Origin of the sequence: Collimonas sp. OK412 (assembly GCF_900112135.1) — a bacterium.
In the GTDB taxonomy this organism is placed as follows: domain Bacteria; phylum Pseudomonadota; class Gammaproteobacteria; order Burkholderiales; family Burkholderiaceae_D; genus Collimonas; species Collimonas rhizosphaerae.
Genome location: NZ_FOLC01000022.1, coordinates 22,702 through 39,519 on the forward strand (window position 1 = coordinate 22,702; position 16,818 = coordinate 39,519).

General features: G+C 59.4%; 14 protein-coding genes. 6 read left to right on the forward strand and 8 right to left on the reverse strand.

Translation table 11 applies throughout. The features are described 5' to 3' along the window. Window positions 1-39: 39 nt before the first annotated feature. Window positions 40-1,035, forward strand: a complete 996-nt coding sequence (locus BM062_RS19460; RefSeq protein WP_092399980.1) for a quinone oxidoreductase family protein — start codon at window positions 40-42, stop codon at window positions 1,033-1,035. 118 nt (window positions 1,036-1,153) lie between these two features. Here the strand turns inward: BM062_RS19460 and BM062_RS19465 are convergent, their stop codons facing one another. The 3 genes from BM062_RS19465 to BM062_RS19475 form a co-directional block, all read right to left on the reverse strand. Further along, the gene (locus BM062_RS19465) at window positions 1,154-2,023 is read right to left on the reverse strand and encodes an ABC transporter substrate-binding protein (protein ID WP_092399888.1); all 870 of its coding nucleotides are present in this window, start codon (window positions 2,021-2,023) and stop codon (window positions 1,154-1,156) included. A gap of 191 nt (window positions 2,024-2,214) precedes the next feature. Further along, window positions 2,215-3,531, reverse strand: a complete 1,317-nt coding sequence (locus BM062_RS19470; RefSeq protein ID WP_092399890.1) for an NRAMP family divalent metal transporter — start codon at window positions 3,529-3,531, stop codon at window positions 2,215-2,217. A 138-nt stretch (window positions 3,532-3,669) separates the two neighbouring features. After that, window positions 3,670-4,116 (reverse strand): universal stress protein, encoded by a 447-nt coding sequence (locus BM062_RS19475; RefSeq protein WP_092399892.1) that lies wholly within the window; start codon window positions 4,114-4,116, stop codon window positions 3,670-3,672. A gap of 299 nt (window positions 4,117-4,415) precedes the next feature. Between BM062_RS19475 and BM062_RS19480 the strand changes: the two genes are divergently transcribed. The 3 genes from BM062_RS19480 to BM062_RS19490 all read left to right on the forward strand — a co-directional run bounded on the left by BM062_RS19480 (window position 4,416) and on the right by BM062_RS19490 (window position 6,196). After that, complete coding sequence (locus tag BM062_RS19480) at window positions 4,416-4,790, forward strand: phasin family protein (RefSeq protein WP_092399894.1); 375 nt, start codon at window positions 4,416-4,418, stop codon at window positions 4,788-4,790. 93 nt (window positions 4,791-4,883) lie between these two features. Further along, window positions 4,884-5,090, forward strand: coding sequence for a cold-shock protein (locus BM062_RS19485; RefSeq protein WP_092399896.1), 207 nt, complete (start codon window positions 4,884-4,886; stop codon window positions 5,088-5,090). A 68-nt stretch (window positions 5,091-5,158) separates the two neighbouring features. Next, window positions 5,159-6,196, forward strand: a complete 1,038-nt coding sequence (locus BM062_RS19490; RefSeq protein WP_092399898.1) for a zinc-dependent alcohol dehydrogenase family protein — start codon at window positions 5,159-5,161, stop codon at window positions 6,194-6,196. A gap of 24 nt (window positions 6,197-6,220) precedes the next feature. Here BM062_RS19490 and BM062_RS19495 read toward each other — a convergent pair whose 3' ends face one another. The 4 genes from BM062_RS19495 to BM062_RS19510 form a co-directional block, all read right to left on the reverse strand. Beyond that, the gene (locus BM062_RS19495) at window positions 6,221-7,729 is read right to left on the reverse strand and encodes a L,D-transpeptidase family protein (protein ID WP_254785168.1); all 1,509 of its coding nucleotides are present in this window, start codon (window positions 7,727-7,729) and stop codon (window positions 6,221-6,223) included. A 98-nt stretch (window positions 7,730-7,827) separates the two neighbouring features. Beyond that, window positions 7,828-9,393: an oleate hydratase gene (locus BM062_RS19500; RefSeq protein ID WP_092399902.1), complete on the reverse strand. Its 1,566-nt coding sequence runs from the start codon at window positions 9,391-9,393 to the stop codon at window positions 7,828-7,830. 57 nt (window positions 9,394-9,450) lie between these two features. Continuing rightward, on the reverse strand, window positions 9,451-10,485 hold the full coding sequence (gene adhP / locus BM062_RS19505; protein WP_092399904.1) for an alcohol dehydrogenase AdhP: 1,035 nt from the start codon (window positions 10,483-10,485) through the stop codon (window positions 9,451-9,453). A gap of 101 nt (window positions 10,486-10,586) precedes the next feature. Further along, the gene (locus BM062_RS19510) at window positions 10,587-12,017 is read right to left on the reverse strand and encodes an oxygen-independent coproporphyrinogen III oxidase (RefSeq protein ID WP_092399906.1); all 1,431 of its coding nucleotides are present in this window, start codon (window positions 12,015-12,017) and stop codon (window positions 10,587-10,589) included. A 273-nt stretch (window positions 12,018-12,290) separates the two neighbouring features. Here BM062_RS19510 and BM062_RS19515 point away from each other — a divergent pair, with 273 nt between their 5' ends. Continuing rightward, a complete protein-coding gene (locus BM062_RS19515; RefSeq protein WP_092399908.1) occupies window positions 12,291-13,718 on the forward strand; it encodes a bifunctional enoyl-CoA hydratase/phosphate acetyltransferase in 1,428 nt (475 codons plus the stop codon). Continuing rightward, window positions 13,715-14,938 carry an acetate/propionate family kinase gene (locus tag BM062_RS19520; protein WP_092399910.1) on the forward strand — a complete coding sequence of 408 codons (1,224 nt, stop codon included), beginning with the start codon at window positions 13,715-13,717 and terminating at the stop codon, window positions 14,936-14,938. The genes BM062_RS19515 and BM062_RS19520 overlap by 4 nt, the downstream gene beginning before the upstream one ends. Here the strand turns inward: BM062_RS19520 and BM062_RS19525 are convergent. Next, window positions 14,935-16,818, reverse strand: a complete 1,884-nt coding sequence (locus BM062_RS19525) for an AMP-dependent synthetase/ligase (protein ID WP_092399912.1) — start codon at window positions 16,816-16,818, stop codon at window positions 14,935-14,937. The two genes, BM062_RS19520 and BM062_RS19525, sit on opposite strands and share 4 nt — an antisense overlap.

Sequence of the window (16,818 nt, forward strand, 5' to 3'; positions counted from 1 at the left end):
ATGGCGCCGATGCGCAGACACTTGACCAAGGAGAATGATATGAAAGCGGCACTCGTTCAAGGCCCCCGCACAACGCCGGTTTACGCCGACTTCGCCGAGCCTGCGGCCACCGAAGGCGTGGTGCGCATCGCGGTTTCAGCGTCTGCGCTAAGCCACCTCACGAAAAACCGTGCATCGGGCAAGCACTATAGCTCAACCGGGAAGTTCCCTCTTGTGCCCGGCGTCGACGGCGTCGGTATGCGCGAAGACGGGACACGCGTCTATTTCGTGCTGCCCGAAGCGCCCTTTGGCGGCATGGCCGAGTTCTGTATTGTCAAGGAGACCCATTGCATCCCTTTGCCGGCGGCGCTGGACGACGTGACCGCAGCGGCCATCGCGATTCCGGGAATGTCGTCATGGGCGGCCTTGCTTGAACGTGCAAAGCTGGTCAAGGGAGAAACCGTGCTGATCAACGGCGCGACAGGCGTATCGGGTCGTCTCGCAGTGCAAATCGCAAAGTATCTGGGCGCAGGCAAAGTCATCGCGACCGGACGGAATGTGGAAGCCCTGCAATCCCTGCGGGCCCTCGGGGCCGACGTCACGATCAGTCTTGCGCAAGACCAGGAGGCGCTCGCAAGCGCATTCGAAGAGCAGTTCCGGGATGGCATTGATGTCATCCTCGACTATCTTTGGGGACAGAGCGCCGAGCTGTTGCTGGTGTCCGGCGCCAAGGCGGCGCCAGAGGCGGTCCCGGTCCGCTTTGTCCATATCGGGTCGGTCAGCGGGCCAACCATCACCCTTCCAGGCGCAGCGCTCCGGTCATCGTCCATCGAACTCATGGGCAGCGGCCTGGGCAGCATTCCGATGCCGCGCATCTTCGATGCGATTGAGCAGCTGCTCAAGGCCACGATCCCGGGCGGCTTCAAGATCGCCACCAGGCCGCTCCCCTTGTCTCAGGTGGCGGATCACTGGCTGGGCGATGAAAGCTCGGCGCGGACCGTATTTACGACTGCTGCTCTTGAGCGTAGCGCAGCGCCATCTGCTCCAGTGGCGTAGCCTTGATCTTCGCTGCCTGCCCGGCTGAGCCAAATGCCTCAAAACGCAATTGGCTCAATATTTCCAACAGGGGCTGTTGTGGAGTCGGCCATTGCCGTGGGACCTGGCCGCCGCATGATCACTTCAAGGGATCTGGCATAGAGTCGCCTGCTGGAGCAACCGCAGCGCCATCTATTCCGCGCCGCTCCAATGCTGCGGCGACAAATCCGCTAGCTTTCATGTCTTCCACGAATTGCGCAAGGTAGGCTGAAGCTTCGGCTCCCCGACTCTTAGGCACACCCATTGCCTGGCGAATGACCATGAAGCGCTGGTCCAGCAGCCTCAGTCCGCTGATACGCCAGGAGTCGGCCTCAAGTTGCTGCTTCACCCCGGCAGCCGCCTCGGCGTGCGTTTCAATAAAGGTATCGACGACTGTGGGAGAAGAGGGAGAACGCAGGATCTCTGCGTGCTTCAATTCGCGCGTCAGATACAGGTCGTAGGCACTGCCGGCGCCAACCACGACGCGGGTACCTGGCGCATCAACTTCTGCATTGCGGCGGATAGGAGAATCGTCCTTAACCAGGTAAAAACCTTCAATCAGGACGTACGGCGGCGTGAAGGCAATCTGGGCGCCGCGTTTAGGATCGATGGCAAAGAATCCGATGTCTGCATTTCCAGCAGCGACTGCATCTACCGATTTTCCGGCAGTATCGACAACCAGCAACTCAAGATCCAATCCTAGCCGAGATGCGAATTCTCTCGCCAGATCCACGGATACTCCACGAGGGGCGCCGGATGCATCTTTGCCGGCCAGGATCGGATTGCCCAGGTTGATGGATGCGCGCAGCTTGCCGGTGGGCGCGAAGGCGGAGACCAGCGTATTTGCCTCGCCGGGAGCCGCATCGCCGGCTCCGGCCACCGATGGCAGCACGGCCACCGCCGTCGCCGATAATGCACCTGCGATTAGCAGGCCGCGCCTGGATATTTTGATGTCGCTGAAGTCGCCCATGCTGTGCGCATCCTCTTGGCCAGTGTATTGGAGGCTTGGAAGGTATGCCTCTTCATCATCATGACGCAAAATGACGCATTTGTGTGCCAGTGGCATGGACCCCGGCCACGAAATACTCACAACTGTTTTTTATTTCCCCGTTTCGGGACGACGAATCGCATCAAGCACATCGTCAAATAACAGTCTCCGCCTTAGCCAGGGATAAACATCCGTATCGCCGCCGCCCCCATCACCGCGGTTGCTATCCAGCCGAGCGCAGTTGTCAGCCGGCCTGCGGTGAATTTCCCCATCACCGACTTCTTTGAAACCATCACGATAATCACGATCATCAAAGGCACGGCGACGACGCCGTTGATCACTGCGCTCCAGAACAGCGCTTTCATCGGACTGATCGGCGAATACTGGATGGCAAGCCCGGCAAGTACGCTGACGGCGATGACGCCATAGAATCCGCGTGCGTCGGCCGCCTTGCGCTCCAGTCCTGATTTCCAGCCCATTGCTTCCGATAACGCATAGCCGGCGGAACCGGCCAGCACCGGCACGCCGATCAGGCCGACGCCAAGAATGCCAAGGGCGAACAGGATATAGGCGAAATTTCCGGCAAGAGGCTTGAGTGCGCTGGCTGCCTGGGCGGCGCTATCGATGTCCTGGACACCGGCGGCGTTGAGCGTGACAGCTGTCGCCAGGATAATGAAATAGGCCGTGATGTTGGAGTAAAACATGCCGCTCCAGGTGTCCCATTGAATGCGGCGGAGTTCGCCGCCGGCATCCTGGCCGTTACGGATTAACGGGACAGCGCCTTTTTTTGCCTGCATATCCTCCACTTCTTCGGAAGCCTGCCAGAAAAAAAGGTAGGGGCTGATGGTAGTGCCGAATACACCGACGATGACAGCGGCGGTAGCGGAATTCCATGCGAATTTCGGCCAGACAGTGCGCAGTGCTACTTCGCTCCAGGGAACATGGACCGTAAACAGGACAGCAGCGTAGGCCAGCAGCGAGAACGTCAGCCATTTCAAGAAAGATACATAACGATGGTACGGGATGAATATCTGCAGCAACAGGGTGCCAAAGACAAAGAACGCTGTCATCAGATGCCGGTTGAAACCCGTGACCAGCTCTGCCACTTCGCCCATGGCCGCGACGTCCGCTGCGATATTGAGAACGTTGGCAACCAACAGCAATAACACTACTGCCAGCAGCACGGCTGGAGAAAACGTCGTCTTGATATTGGCGGCCAGTCCCTTTCCCGTCACCCTGCCGATGCGTCCGCACATGGACTGGATCGCAGCCATCAAAGGAAAAGCCAGCGGCATCGTCCACAGCATGTTGAGGCCGAACTGCGCGCCTGCCTGGGAATAGGTGGCGATGCCGCTGGGATCGTCGTCCGCCACACCGGTGATCAGCCCGGGTCCGACCCGGGCCAAAGGATGTTCTTTCAGGCGTTCCCACAAGACACGGAGGCCATTGGCGGGAATGGAAGCGCCAGAATCGGCGTCGGACGATTTCATGCGCTAGGCCGTCGCCGCGATGCCGGCCAGGCCCAGCGACCTGATTGCCTGTTCCGCGGCATCGTGCGTGCTAAATATATAGGCCGGAGAATGTTCTTTTTTCATGGTTTGTCCTTGGAGATAACAAGCGGAAGAATGTTATGCCGACTTGACAAGCAATACCGGCACGGGGGACGTGCGCGCCACCATCTCGGCATCGCTGCCCATCATCAAGCGCCCCAGCCCGCGCCTGCCATGCGTTCCCATCACGATGACGTCCGCGCCCCAGGCTGCCGCCCGTTCAACGATGATCGCAGCCACTCGCCCGCCCACGCTTTCCCGCAGCTCCGTATCGACCGGAACCTTGGCCGCTTCCAGGATGGCTCGTCCGCGGGCAAGCCAATCTTCGGCTGCAGCCAGCGCCAGTGGCCGGATCTGGCTGACGTAGATTTCCGCCTGTTCGAAGCCGTTGCTGTAGGCAGCCATATCAAGCACATGCAGCAAGCGCACACGCGCAGAACAGATGGCGGCAAGTTTTGCAGCTTCTGCTATTGCACAGTCTGAAGTCGGACTGCCGTCGACGGGAACCAAGATAGTTGTGTACATAATCGATGTCCTGGATGTCAAATAAACAAGGGCAAGCAAGCTTGAAAAACATGCAATTCCTCCCTTTTTTAAATACATCCGAGGAATGCACATCGAATGGTATAGAAACAGGCAATGCGCAATTTGACCTGCATCAAAATCAGGCCGATTCGCTTGCCGACGGGAACCGCCGCAAATTTTCGCGGCAAATTTGATATGTATCAATACCGCCGGGCGAGCGAAGTTCAGAATAAAGCCTGATACCGCATCCTCCGGCCTGGCCGGTGCCTGACAATGTCCATCTCTTGCAAGGAGAAACCATGTTTCCGCTCTTGGAACCAATTTCGGCTGCGATAAAAGCCGTTTACGCGGCACAATTCACCGCAATGGCGGCACTGACCAAAACTGCGGTCGAAGGTGCGGCGAAGGCGGCGAGCCTGAACCTCGATACGATGAAAGACTCCTTGGCAGAGTCGGCAAATGCGTCGCAGCAGATGATGTCGGCCGTTACTCCTCAAGAATGGCTGCTGCTGAGATCTGCCCAGGTACGGCCCACCGTCGAAAGGGCTTTTCACTATAGCCATCACATGGCTGATATCGTCTCTTGCACGCAAGCCGAACTCGCGCGCGGTACCGCAGCGCATGCAGCGGAGACCGCCGGCAGGATGAAGAGCTTGATGACGGATGGAAAGTAGCCCGAACAACAGGCAAGCCGAAAATGCAGCGCTTCGGCGATATCTGGCAGAAACCGTTTTACATCATTCACGGTATTTTTTGAAAGGCATCTCATGTCGACAGGCATTGTCAAATGGTTCAACGATTCCAAGGGTTTCGGCTTCATCGCTCCGGATGATGGCGGCGAGGATCTGTTCGCTCACTTCTCTGCAGTCCAGATGAATGGTTTCAAGACCCTCAAGGAGGGCCAAAAAGTCAGGTTTGAAGTGACCCAAGGCCCGAAAGGCAAACAAGCTTCCAACATCCAGGAAGCGGCTTAAGAAAAGCCGCCTTTAAGACAAAAACTCAGCAGCCGCCCAAGGAGTATTGCATGGCACGCGCCCCCACTATGAATGCCCTGGTCTATCACGGACCTGGGGAAAAATCGTGGGACTCGGTCCCCACGCCAACAATATCCAAACCGACCGACGCCATCGTCAAGATGCTCAAAACCACCATTTGCGGCACAGACCTGCATATATTGAAAGGCGACGTGCCGGAGGTGAGCAGCGGCAGGATTTTGGGGCATGAAGGCGTCGGTATCGTGGAAGAGACCGGCGGCGCCGTCAGCAATTTCAAAAAAGGCGACCATGTTCTCATCTCTTGCATTACCTCGTGCGGGAAATGCGAGTACTGCAAGCGGCAAATGTATTCTCATTGCGAAGATGGCGGATGGATACTCGGGCACCTGATCGATGGCACCCAGGCTGAATATGTATTGATTCCGCAAGCTGACAACAGCCTGTATCCGATCCCTGCGGGCACAGATGAAGAAGCCCTGGTCATGCTGAGCGACATTCTGCCTACCGGTTTCGAAATCGGCGTCTTGTATGGCGCAGTGAAGCCGGGCGATACGGTCGCGATCGTCGGCGCCGGCCCGGTCGGCATGGCCGCCCTGTTGACCGCGCAGTTCTTCTCGCCAGGAAGAATCATCATGATCGACATTGACGAATCCCGGCTTGGCCTGGCTATGAAGTTCGGCGCAACGGAAGTCATCAACAGCGCCAAAGTGGATCCGGCAGAACGGATCAAGGCAAGCACAAAAGACGGCGTCGACGTCGCCATTGAAGCGGTCGGCATTCCGCAGACATTCGACGTCTGCCAGCGGATAGTCCGTCCCGGCGGCCACGTCGCCAACGTCGGCGTGCATGGCAAGAGCGTCGATTTCCAGATCCAGACGCTGTGGGCGCAGAACATTACGCTCACCACAGGCTTGGTCAACACCAATACCACGGCGATGCTGCTCAAGACGGTTGAATCGAAAAAACTGAAACCGGAAAACCTGATCACGCACCGCTTCACTTTCGACCAGTTTTTGCAAGCCTACGAGGTCTTCTCGAACGCAGAAAAAGAACACGCCCTGAAAGTCATCATCAGCAATGCATGACGCACTGGTTTAGAGCACAATTCCTCAGCCTGAAAAACCCTGCTTGACGATTCTTTTCCGCTCATCAAGCCGGGATTTTTCTTCCTTCCTCAATGCCATATCAAGCAGTTTGTCATTGCCGTAAATATCGTCAAAGAAATATACCCTGTCGTCGTTTTTCACAATGACGGTAGCATAAGCAATGACAACCGGCAGCCGCTGCTTGAGGCGCAACGTTGCCGATTTCCCGCTGTCCATCGCCTTGCGTATACGCTGTTCAGTCCATTCCGGCTGGCCATTCAAGACGAATTTCGCCAGCGCCATGGGATCTTCCACACGGATGCAGCCATGGCTGAAATCGCGCCGGTTGCGGTCGAACAGGTCGATTGCAGGGGTGTGATGCAGATAAATGTTGTCGCTGTTGGGGAAAACGAACTTGATGTCGCCCAGCGCATTGGCAGGCCCTGGGCGCTGGCGCAGCTTCATCTGGTTGTGCATCACCGCGTCAAGGTTTGCCGGCGTCAGGTCAGGTACGACGGCGCCAGCGCTGACGAACTCCAGCCCTTGCGCCTGGAAATAGGCGGGATCCCGCTGCAAGCGCGGCACCACTTCCGATTTGGCGATCGAAGCTGGAATATTCCAGTAAGGACTGAATTCGATGAACTGCATGTCTTCCACAAAAAGCGGGGTTCGCTTATCCATCGCCTTTCCCACGATCACATTCATGCTGACCCTCACGCTGCGGTCCCTTGTATCGTAAGCGCGCAGTACAAATTCAGGAATATTCACCACGATCATGCGTTGGTTCGTCAGCAGCGGAGTCCATCTCAGGCGCTCAAGCGTCAGTTCAATCTGCCTTACGCGCGCCGCGGCTGGAATATTCAACGCCGCAAACGTGCTTTTGCCAATCACTCCGTCCGCGGCCAGGCCGTGCCGCAGCTGAAACGCTTTGACTCCGTCGGCCATGGCTTCCGTGTATATCGTGCCGGCCTCGGCGCCGGGACTGGTATCGCCCCAGGCCGCCAGCCTTTGGCCAAGGTCGCGGGCGCCGGCATAAGGCTGGCCTGGTGCGATTCTGTTTGCCGGCAGCGGCGGCAGTGGACGTTGCAGGGCCGGATTCCTTGCGAGTTCTCGATAGGCAGCCAGCGCCTGCTGCAAATGGCGATAGAGCGGCAGCTGCGGCGCGGCCGCGCGCACAGAGGCTGCCAGTGTATGGCCGGCAACGGCTTGCCTCAGGTATTCAGCAGGAACCAGCTGCCTGCGCGGCGCCTTGAATGATGCGTGGACATCAAGCGGATTTACCCGGCCGTAATGCAAATCGGAAATGAAACGTTCCATGGCCCGCGTGAGTGCGGCCGCATTGTCGGCTTTGCCATCGTTTGCAGGGGATGCGCCGCGCCTGGCTTCTTCGACGATGCGCGCGAACAGGCTTGCCTGGTAGTCTTCTGGATTGAGGCCGTCCAGATCGGCAGCCTGCAGGATTTGTACAGCCTGGATTGCCTCTGCGCTGGGGCGGCCATTGCTAAACCAGGCAGGAATATCGTCTGCAAGCACATTGCAGCTGTACCCAAAAAGAAGGACTGCTATCCCGATGTTTGAACATCTGGCAAACCAGGTGCGAAGAAACATTGTTTCCTTGATCTTTTCTTAAATCAGCGCAGCGACTTGATCAGGGTTTCAAGCAAGACCAGCGGCGACTTGTCGTGCGGCGTAACGGCAGGCACCTGGCGGTCGATGCAAAGCAGCTGGTAGACCGCCATCTGCGCAGCCCGCACAGAATATTCGACGGTGAAAACGACATCGTCTGCAATTTCAACGAACTGGCTGATAAAAGCCAGGTTTTTGGAATTCCGCGGGACTGGCAGCGGCCGGTCGCCGCGTGTGCGCGGCATGAACATGCTGGTGATGTACGGCATGCGGCAAGGAATGCAAATCGCTTGAGCGACTGAACCAAGGTCGAAGCGCAGGTGCCCGCACAGCTCGCGAAGGATTTCCTCGCCGTTGCAATCAGCCATGGGCTTGGCGACAAAATTTCCCACCCTGTCCGGAAACAGGGCATATCCCCAGAATACCTGCACATCTTCCGGCTGGCCGGGAAAATGCGGTTGATGCGGCAGCACCACCGACAGCAGCCAGCTGGAATCCTTGAATGTCACCAGGCCGCCGGTCCCGGCCTGGTTTCCGCTGAAATCCTTCATCTGCCTGAAGAACGCCGGATTCTTTAACGTAACGGTGAACGACTCCCAGGATGACTGGGCGATACAGCTGTTGAAAACGGCAGGATTGCCGAATTCCGGCCGTCCCAGCGCCAGTTTTTCCCAGAGTTTCCAGCCGCCGCTGTCAATCTTGGACAAGGATGCGGGCGCGGTTGTCATCGAGCCCAAGCTGGAGGCATCGGTCATCGAGCCGTTTTGAAAGAACACCAGGTCGCCCTGCCTGACTTCAATGACCTCCTCCATTCCTTGCCGCCGGCAGCGGATGGCGGTGACCACGAACATGTCGTCGACTATCTCGTGTCCGAAATCCGTCACCGTGCAATCCATGACGAAAAAAACGCCCTCCGCCGCCAGCCAGTCATGCAATGGACGCACCAGGGAATCGTATTGATTGAAGATGGTGCGCTTGACGCCGCCCAGCGTTTCGATGCGCGTGAATTCCAGCATGAAGCGATGCAGGTAGCGTTTGAACTCTACCGCGCTGTGCCAAGGCTGGAAGGCGAATGTGGTTGACCACATGTACCAGAATGCCGTCTCAAAGAACGGCGGCGACAGCCAGTCTGTGATATTGCTGCTGCCCAGCAGGTCTTCGTCGGCATTGCTGAGTTTCAGCAATTCGGCGCGGTCCTGCATGGAAAACCCCATCGACGTCACCGGGACGTTGCCACGCCAGCGGTCGACCAGGCGTGCCTTTGAAGCGGACCTGTACAGCTCGTTGAATTCAATGGTTTCGTCAAGCACGGACTTGTTCTTTGCAGTCAGCGACGGAATCGACTTGAACAGGTCCCAGGTGCATTCATAGTTATCGAAGGTCAGCATGCGGCCGCCGCGCATGGAATAGCCCTGCTCCGGATTGCCGCAGCCATCCAGGCTGCCGCCCGGAACGGCAGCAGCCTCCAGGATGGTGATATCGCTGCCTCGCATCTTGCCGTCGCGGATCATGAATGCGGCGGCCGCCATGGAACCGATGCCGCCACCTACCAGATATGCTTTCTTGTTCATTTTTCCATTTCCTTGAAAATTCATGGCGTTTCTGCAACGTTGTCCGGTCCGGCTTCGTCAGTCCTTGCGGAAATCGATCACCACGCGCGACGCCACGTCGCCATGCTCAAGCCGTTCAAAAACACGGTTGATGGCTGACAGCGGCTGCAACTCGATCTGCGCCTTGACCTTGCCTTCGGCGGCAAAGGCAAGCGCTTCGACCATGTCCTGGCGGGTGCCGACGAACGAGCCGCGCACCGTGATGCAATTCGCCACCACGTCGAACAGCGGGAACGGGAATTCACCCGGCGGCAAGCCAACCAGGACGCAGGTCCCGCATTTGCGGGTCATGGCGACCCCTTGCTGGAATGCGCTTAGCGAAGGCGCCGTGATCAAGACGCCGTGGGCGCCGCCGCCGGTCGCCTCCCTCATGGCTGCCACCGCGTCGCCGTCCCGGGCATTGATCGTCAGGTCGGCGCCCAGGGATTTGGCGCTGGCCAGCTTGCCGTCGTCGATATCGACCGCACAGACATGCAAGCCCATCACTTTCGCGTACTGGATGGCCAGGTTCCCCAAGCCTCCGATGCCTGAAATCGCGATCCAGTCGCCGGGCTTGACGCCGGTTTCCTTGATGCCCTTGTACGAAGTGACCCCGGCGCAGATAATCGGCGCCGCGTCGACTGCTGCAAGACCTGCGGGGATATGGGCGACATAGCTGGCGTCGGCCAGGATGTACTCGGCAAACCCGCCATTCTTCGTGTAGCCGCCAAACTGCGCTTCCGCACATACCGTCTCGTGCGCCGAAAGGCAATACTCGCAATGGCCGCAAGCTGAATAAAGCCATGGCACGCCGACCCGGTCGCCTTCTTTCACCGTCGTCACGCCGGCCCCGATCCCGACCACCAGGCCGATGCCTTCATGCCCCGGGATGAATGGCAATGCAGGTTTTAGCGGCCAGTCGCCGTGGGCGGCGTGCAGGTCGGTGTGGCATACGCCGCAGGCTTCGGTCTTGACCAGGATCTGGCCGGGACCGGCAACCGGAATATCGCATTCCTGGATCACCAGCGGTTTCCCGAACTGTTCGACAACGGCAGCTTGCATTTTATTTGACATGGCGTTTCCTTCTTTTGGATAGATGATTTGCGCCAGCGTAACCTTGCAGGACGCCAGCGTTATTGATGTGAATCAAATTTCACTTCAATACGAAATTTCTGTCACCCCAGGCTGCGCTGCGGATGAATTTTCTGATCTGGCGACGCAGTCCGATGGCGGTCGAACACCCCGCAAATGACGTGTATCAATAGCCTGCCTCTGGGATGCACCGTGATCCTGTCAGGCGCAATCCGCAGCAGGCCATCGGCCTCCATGGGCCGCAACATGCCCAGTTCTGCCGCAAAATACTCCTTGAAGACAATCGGATAGGCGATTTCCAGGACCCCGATCGACAACTCGAAATTGCAGGCCAGCCGCTCAATGATGAAGCGCCGCAGCAGATCGTCCGTCGTCAAATGCATGCCGCGTCCAATGGGCAGCATACCGGCGTCAATCTTGGCGTAATAGCTGTTGAGCTGCGTTGTGTTTTGGCTATAGGTATTGCCTACGGCAGCGATGGCCGACACGCCGCAGCCAATTGCATCGGTCTCGGGATGTATTGAAAAACCTTGCAAATTGCGATACAGGCGCCCTTGCTGCTGGGCCACCGCGAGGTCATCGCCAGGCTTGGTGAAATGATGCATGCCTATATACGCATAACCTGCCGCATTCAGTTGCCGGACGCACCGATGAAACATCTCCAGCCGGCTTTCCGTGCCAGGAAGTTGCGCGCAGCAAGACGGTTGCCCGGCTCTTGAAGTGCGCGCAGGAGGCATATAGCCATGCAGCATGACACGGTCGGGCCCGGCAGCGATGATGATGGACAAGTTGCGCGCGACCGACATGAGATCCTGGCAGGGGTGGCCATAGATGAAATCGACACTGACCGAGCGGAAACCTGCGGCTTGGGCTGCCTCGACCAATTCAGCGGCCCTGGCGGAGAACTGGGTCCGTTTGCCGTCATGCACAATCCCGTCGGCCGGATGCCGCGAAAAATCCTGGGCGCTCAAGCTTAGCCGGTTGAAGCCTTGCACATGCAACGCATGCACATGTGCAGTTGATGCTGCGCATGCTCCTATCCTGATGGCGTATTCGCGGCCAGGGCCGGCGGCCAGATTAAAGGAATGCCGCAGATGTTGCATCAGGTCGTTGCTCTGTCCTGTGCACAGGCAGGTCGATGCGGCAGCGCCGACATACAGCTGTTCAACCGCATCCATATCGCTGAATAATGCCGCTTGCATGTCGATCTCGCGCTTCAGGTACCCCAGGTAGAGATCTGTACGGCTACGGTATCGCCCGGATCCGCCGCGGCAGGCCTGGCAATCGAAGCCGGCGCCGCAGCCAGGCATGCGCAGGTATAACGACAAGCCATGCCGGGGCCCCGGATTGCGCCGATCGGCAACGGTTTCCAGAAAATCATCAGCGTCAAAGCGCGTTGAAAAATGCTTCATGGCGGGATACGTGACATACCCCGAGCCGTATTTCTCCATGCTCGACAATACAGATTTACTCAGCTGCAGCGGCGCAATGCCCGATCCGTCGGAATGTAACATCGTGGTTCTCGTGGCCGGTCGTCCTGGGCGGACGAAACGTCGGCATAAGCACCGTATGCTGCCTCGCTCCCTTACACCTTGATATGCATCAAATGCGGGCATGTAAAACGGGAAACGCCGGTGTTCACTGGATTCCGCCGTGCGGGCGGCGCTGTCCTGTATAGTTGATCTGCATCAAAATCTTTTGTATCCCTATTGTTATGCTTTGGATATACCACGGCGTCCGGCCTGCTTCCTGCCACCGGACTCTCGTTCAATCTACTTTTGACTAACATGACCGATACTTCTCACGCCGCCTTCCACGACGATTTACGCATACTCCACAACCTGACTTTCGACGAGATCGCCGTCGGCGACAGCGCCAGCATGGAACGCAAGCTGAGCACCGAAGATATCCAGCTGTTCGCCGTCATGTCCGGCGACGTCAATCCCCAGCACCTCGATCCGGCATTCGCCGCAGCCAGCCGTTTCCATGGCGTCATCGCCCATGGCATGTGGGGCGCATCGCTGATTTCAGCAGTGCTTGGCACCCGCCTGCCCGGGCCGGGTACGGTGTATCTGGCGCAGACTTTGCGGTTCCTGCATCCGGTACGGGTGGGCGATACCCTGACCATCAATGTCGTTGTGACCGCGCGCGACCCCGAGAAAAAGCAGCTTAGCCTCAGCTGTTCATGTATCAACCAGGACGGCAAGATAACGATCGAAGGCGATGCCGAAGTGATTGCGCCCGCCGAAAAGATCGCGTACACCAGGATGACCTTGCCGGAAGTCCGGATCAGCTCCGGCGACAACGTGCAGCGCTTGCTGGACCATGTGAAGTCCTTGAGCCCGATCCGTGTCGCGGTGGCCCATCCCTGCGACGAACCGAGCCTGTCGGCTGCGCTGGATGCGCACCGGGCCGGCCTGATCGTACCGCTGCTGGTGGCGCCGCGAGCCAAGCTCGAAGCAGTCGCCAGCGCCGCCGGGCTGGACCTGGCGGACATCTTCATTGAAGATGTCCCGCATAGCCATGCGGCTGCCGCGCGCGCTGCGGAAATGGCCGGCAAGGGCGAAGTCGAAGCAATCATGAAAGGCAGCCTGCATACCGACGAACTGATGGAAGCCATCGTGGCCGCGGCTGCTGGACTGCGCACCAAACGCCGCATCAGCCATTGCTACCTGATGCAAACCGCCGCCTATCCGCGCCCTTTCATCATCACCGACGCCGCCATCAACATTGCCCCGACCCTGGATGACAAGGCAGATATCGTGCGCAACGCCATCGACCTGGCGCATGTGATCGGCGTCGCTTGTCCGCGGGTAGCGATCCTGGCGGCGGTGGAAACCGTCAATCCGCGCATGCCGGCGACGCTGGATGCGGCAATACTGTGCAAGATGGCAGAACGCGGCCAGATTTCCGGCGCCCTGCTGGACGGTCCCCTGGCTTTCGATAACGCCGTCTCCGTTGCCGCCGCCAGCATCAAGGGCATTGTCTCGGAAGTCGCCGGCCGTGCCGACATCCTGGTGGTGCCGGACCTGGAAAGCGGCAACATGCTGGCCAAGCAGCTGGAGTACCTGGGCGACGCCGCCAGCGCCGGCATCGTGCTTGGCGCCAAGGTGCCGGTCATCCTGACCAGCCGCGCCGATTCGCGTGAAACCCGCATCGCGTCTTGCGCCATCGCCTTGATGCTGGCCCACCATTACCGCAGCCATCCGCAATGAACGCGGCCGCAACCCTGCCGTCCAACAGCGCCGGATTCATCCTGGTGCTCAATTGCGGTTCGTCCAGCATCAAATTTGCCCTGTTCGACGCCGCGCCCGCCGTGCTGCCGCGGCAGGCCGAATGGAAGGGCAAAGTCGAAGGCATAGGCGGCGCCAAGCCAAGCCATGTCGAATCCGGCGTCGCATCCGCGCCGTTGGCGCTGGATGCGGCGCAGCCCTACCACAGCGCCCTGATGCATATACGCGAACGGGTGGCCGTTCACCTGGGCGCGCGCCGCTTATGCGCGGTGGCGCACCGCGTAGTCCATGGCGGCAGCAAATATTCCGCGCCGACCAGGATCGATTCGGAAGTGCTGGCGGACTTGAAGAACTACATTCCGCTGGCGCCCTTGCATCAGCCGTTTGCACTGGAAGCCATCGAGGTATTGCTGGCCAGCCAGCCCGGACTGCTGCAGGTGGCCTGTTTCGACACCGCATTCCACCACACCCTGCCCCAGGTCGAGCAGATGCTGCCGCTGCCCTATACGCTATGGGAGCGCGGCTTGCGCCGCTACGGTTTTCATGGCCTGTCCTATGAATATATGTCGGTGGCGCTGGAAGAACGGTTTGGCGCCGCATCCCACGGCCGCGTAATTGCCGCCCACCTGGGCAGCGGCGCCAGCCTGTGTGCGATGAAAGCATTGCGCAGCGTCGGCACCACCATGGGATTTTCAGCGCTGGACGGATTGATGATGGGCACCCGCTGTGGCGCGCTCGATCCGGGAGCCGTGCTCTACCTGATGGAAATCGAGAAGTTGAGCCTGGAACAGGTAGCCAACCTGCTTTATCACGAATCCGGCTTGCTCGGCGTCTCGGGCGTATCACCGGATCCCCCTGCATTGTTTGCCCAAGAGCGGCGGCAGGATGCCGTCGGCGACCAGGTGCGCGCCGCACTGGACTTGTACGTGCGACGCATCGTCCGAGAGATCGGCGCACTGGCGGCCGTGCTGGGCGGTCTCGACCTGCTGGCATTTACCGCCGGCATCGGCGAACACAGCGCGGAGATCCGCAGCCGCGTTTGCCGAGACCTGGCGTTCCTCGGCGTACGCCTTGACCAGGATGCCAATCAATGCAACTCGCCATTGATCTCTTCTGCCGACAGCCAGGTCGCGGTGGCTGTGGAGCCCACCAATGAAGAATGGATCGCAGCCCGGCACGCACTGGCGATCCTCCGTTCCTAGCTGACGATGGTGTCCACCACATCGTCCAATGCCTGGACCGGCGTGCGCGGCGCGTAGATATTATCGATGTCGGCATGAAAATGCGCCAGCAATGCATTGCGCTTGAGTTTCAATGTCGGCGTCATCAAGCCGTTTTGCAGCGACCATGGCTGCGCCGCAATGCGAACCACGCGCGGCACCGCGTAGGCTGGAAACCGCATGCTGGCCTGCTGCACTCTACGCAGGACGGCATCCCGCAGCAGCGGCGAGTCGACGGTAGCGCTTGCGCTTGCATCCAGCTGCAGCTGATGCGACAGTGCGGCCAATCCGGCCTGGTTCAAGACCACAAAAGCTGCGATGAACGGGCGGTTGTCGCCCAGTACGAAAGCCTGTTCAAACAATGGGTCAGCCGTGATCGCCAGCTCCAGGTCCGCCGGTGAAACTTTCTCGCCGGTGGAGGTGACGATGATCTCCTTGATCCTGCCGATGATGCGGATGCGCCCACCCTCCATCGCCGCCTGGTCTCCGGTACGCAGCCAGCCATCCGCAGTCATTGCCTTGGCGCTTTCTTCGGGGCGTTTCCAATAACCGGCCATGACGCTGCCGCCGCGCACCTGCAACTCCTGGTTATCGCCGATACGCACCGCGACACCTGCCAGCGGCTTGCCGACAGTGGCAGGCCAGTTGTCGGTTGGCGTATTGCAGGCAACCACCGGCGAGGTCTCGGTCATGCCGTAACCCTGCACCAAGGGCAAGCCCAGTCCAAGAAAACATTCCGCCACCGCTTGCGGCAAGGGCGCGCCGCCGCACACGGCGATACGCAGGCGGCCGCCGAACTGGGCCAACACCTTGCGCGCCACTAGCCGCCGCAAGACTGGAAACAACAGCGCATCCAGCCAGCGCGGGGACCCGCCGGCGCTCGGCAGGTGCTGGCTGCGGCAAAACCGCCGCCAGCCGACTGTTTGCGCCAGTGCGAACAATCCTTGCGCCATGCGGCTGGAACCGGCCAGCGTCTCCAGCAATTTGACGTGCGACCGTTCGTAGATGCGCGGCACCGAGACCAGTACCGTCGGCCGGACGATTTTCAGGTCTTGCGGAATCTGGGCAATGGACCTGACGTAAGCGACACAGCTGCCGGCGGCAACCGGCAGGTAGTAACCGACAGTACGTTCAAAGGTATGCGACAGCGGCAAGAACGACAGGAACACATCCGATGCGCTCACCGTTACCCTGGCCATCATCGCCCGGATATTCGACAGGACATTATCGTGCGTCAACATGACTCCCTTTGGCCTGCCCGTGGTTCCCGAGGTATAGACGATCGCCGCCAGCGCCTCGCCCGTCATCGCCGGTCGGCTGGCATTGCTGGGCAAGCTGCCGCCGGCCAGCCAGGCCGGCAAGGCGATCACCAGTCCCTGGGAATGCAGCGGCGAGTGATGGCCGGCGAAATTGCCGTCTTCCGTCACCAGCACCAGCTTTAATAGCGGCATTGTTTCGCCGACCGCGGCGATAGCTTCCCATTGCGCACGGGTGGACACCACCAGCATGGCGGCGTCGCAATCCTTGACGATGTACGCGATGCTGGCCGGATTGTCGAGCGCATGCATAGGCACGGGAACCAGTCCCAGCGCCAGGCTGGCCTGGTCGATGCAGACCGCGTCGATGCCGTTGGGAAGCAATACCGCAATCCGTGCGCCAACCGGGAAACGCAAGGCGGCCAGCGCGCTGCGCCAAGTCCTGACGCGTTCGCCGATCTGCCCCCAGCTATGGGAGCGCCAATGTCCCGTCTCGGGATTGAAGTGACGATATGCTTCGTTTTCGGGCGTCTGCCTGACCCGCCAGTCAAACAGATCCGCCAGCGTTGCAATGTTCTCCAGATATGTGTCCTTGGCGCTCTTCAT

What these genes read in the sequence shown, in the direction of transcription:
- BM062_RS19460 (WP_092399980.1), top strand. Translation starts at nt 40, where the DNA reads ATGAAAGCGGCACTCGTTCAAGGCCCCCGCACAACGCCGGTTTACGCC.
- BM062_RS19465 (WP_092399888.1), bottom strand. Translation starts at nt 2,023, where the DNA reads ATGGGCGACTTCAGCGACATCAAAATATCCAGGCGCGGCCTGCTAATC.
- BM062_RS19470 (WP_092399890.1), bottom strand. Translation starts at nt 3,531, where the DNA reads ATGAAATCGTCCGACGCCGATTCTGGCGCTTCCATTCCCGCCAATGGC.
- BM062_RS19475 (WP_092399892.1), bottom strand. Translation starts at nt 4,116, where the DNA reads ATGTACACAACTATCTTGGTTCCCGTCGACGGCAGTCCGACTTCAGAC.
- BM062_RS19480 (WP_092399894.1), top strand. Translation starts at nt 4,416, where the DNA reads ATGTTTCCGCTCTTGGAACCAATTTCGGCTGCGATAAAAGCCGTTTAC.
- BM062_RS19485 (WP_092399896.1), top strand. Translation starts at nt 4,884, where the DNA reads ATGTCGACAGGCATTGTCAAATGGTTCAACGATTCCAAGGGTTTCGGC.
- BM062_RS19490 (WP_092399898.1), top strand. Translation starts at nt 5,159, where the DNA reads ATGAATGCCCTGGTCTATCACGGACCTGGGGAAAAATCGTGGGACTCG.
- BM062_RS19500 (WP_092399902.1), bottom strand. Translation starts at nt 9,393, where the DNA reads ATGAACAAGAAAGCATATCTGGTAGGTGGCGGCATCGGTTCCATGGCG.
- adhP (WP_092399904.1), bottom strand. Translation starts at nt 10,485, where the DNA reads ATGTCAAATAAAATGCAAGCTGCCGTTGTCGAACAGTTCGGGAAACCG.
- BM062_RS19510 (WP_092399906.1), bottom strand. Translation starts at nt 12,017, where the DNA reads ATGTTACATTCCGACGGATCGGGCATTGCGCCGCTGCAGCTGAGTAAA.
- BM062_RS19515 (WP_092399908.1), top strand. Translation starts at nt 12,291, where the DNA reads ATGACCGATACTTCTCACGCCGCCTTCCACGACGATTTACGCATACTC.
- BM062_RS19520 (WP_092399910.1), top strand. Translation starts at nt 13,715, where the DNA reads ATGAACGCGGCCGCAACCCTGCCGTCCAACAGCGCCGGATTCATCCTG.
- BM062_RS19525 (WP_092399912.1), bottom strand. Translation starts at nt 16,818, where the DNA reads ATGAAGAGCGCCAAGGACACATATCTGGAGAACATTGCAACGCTGGCG.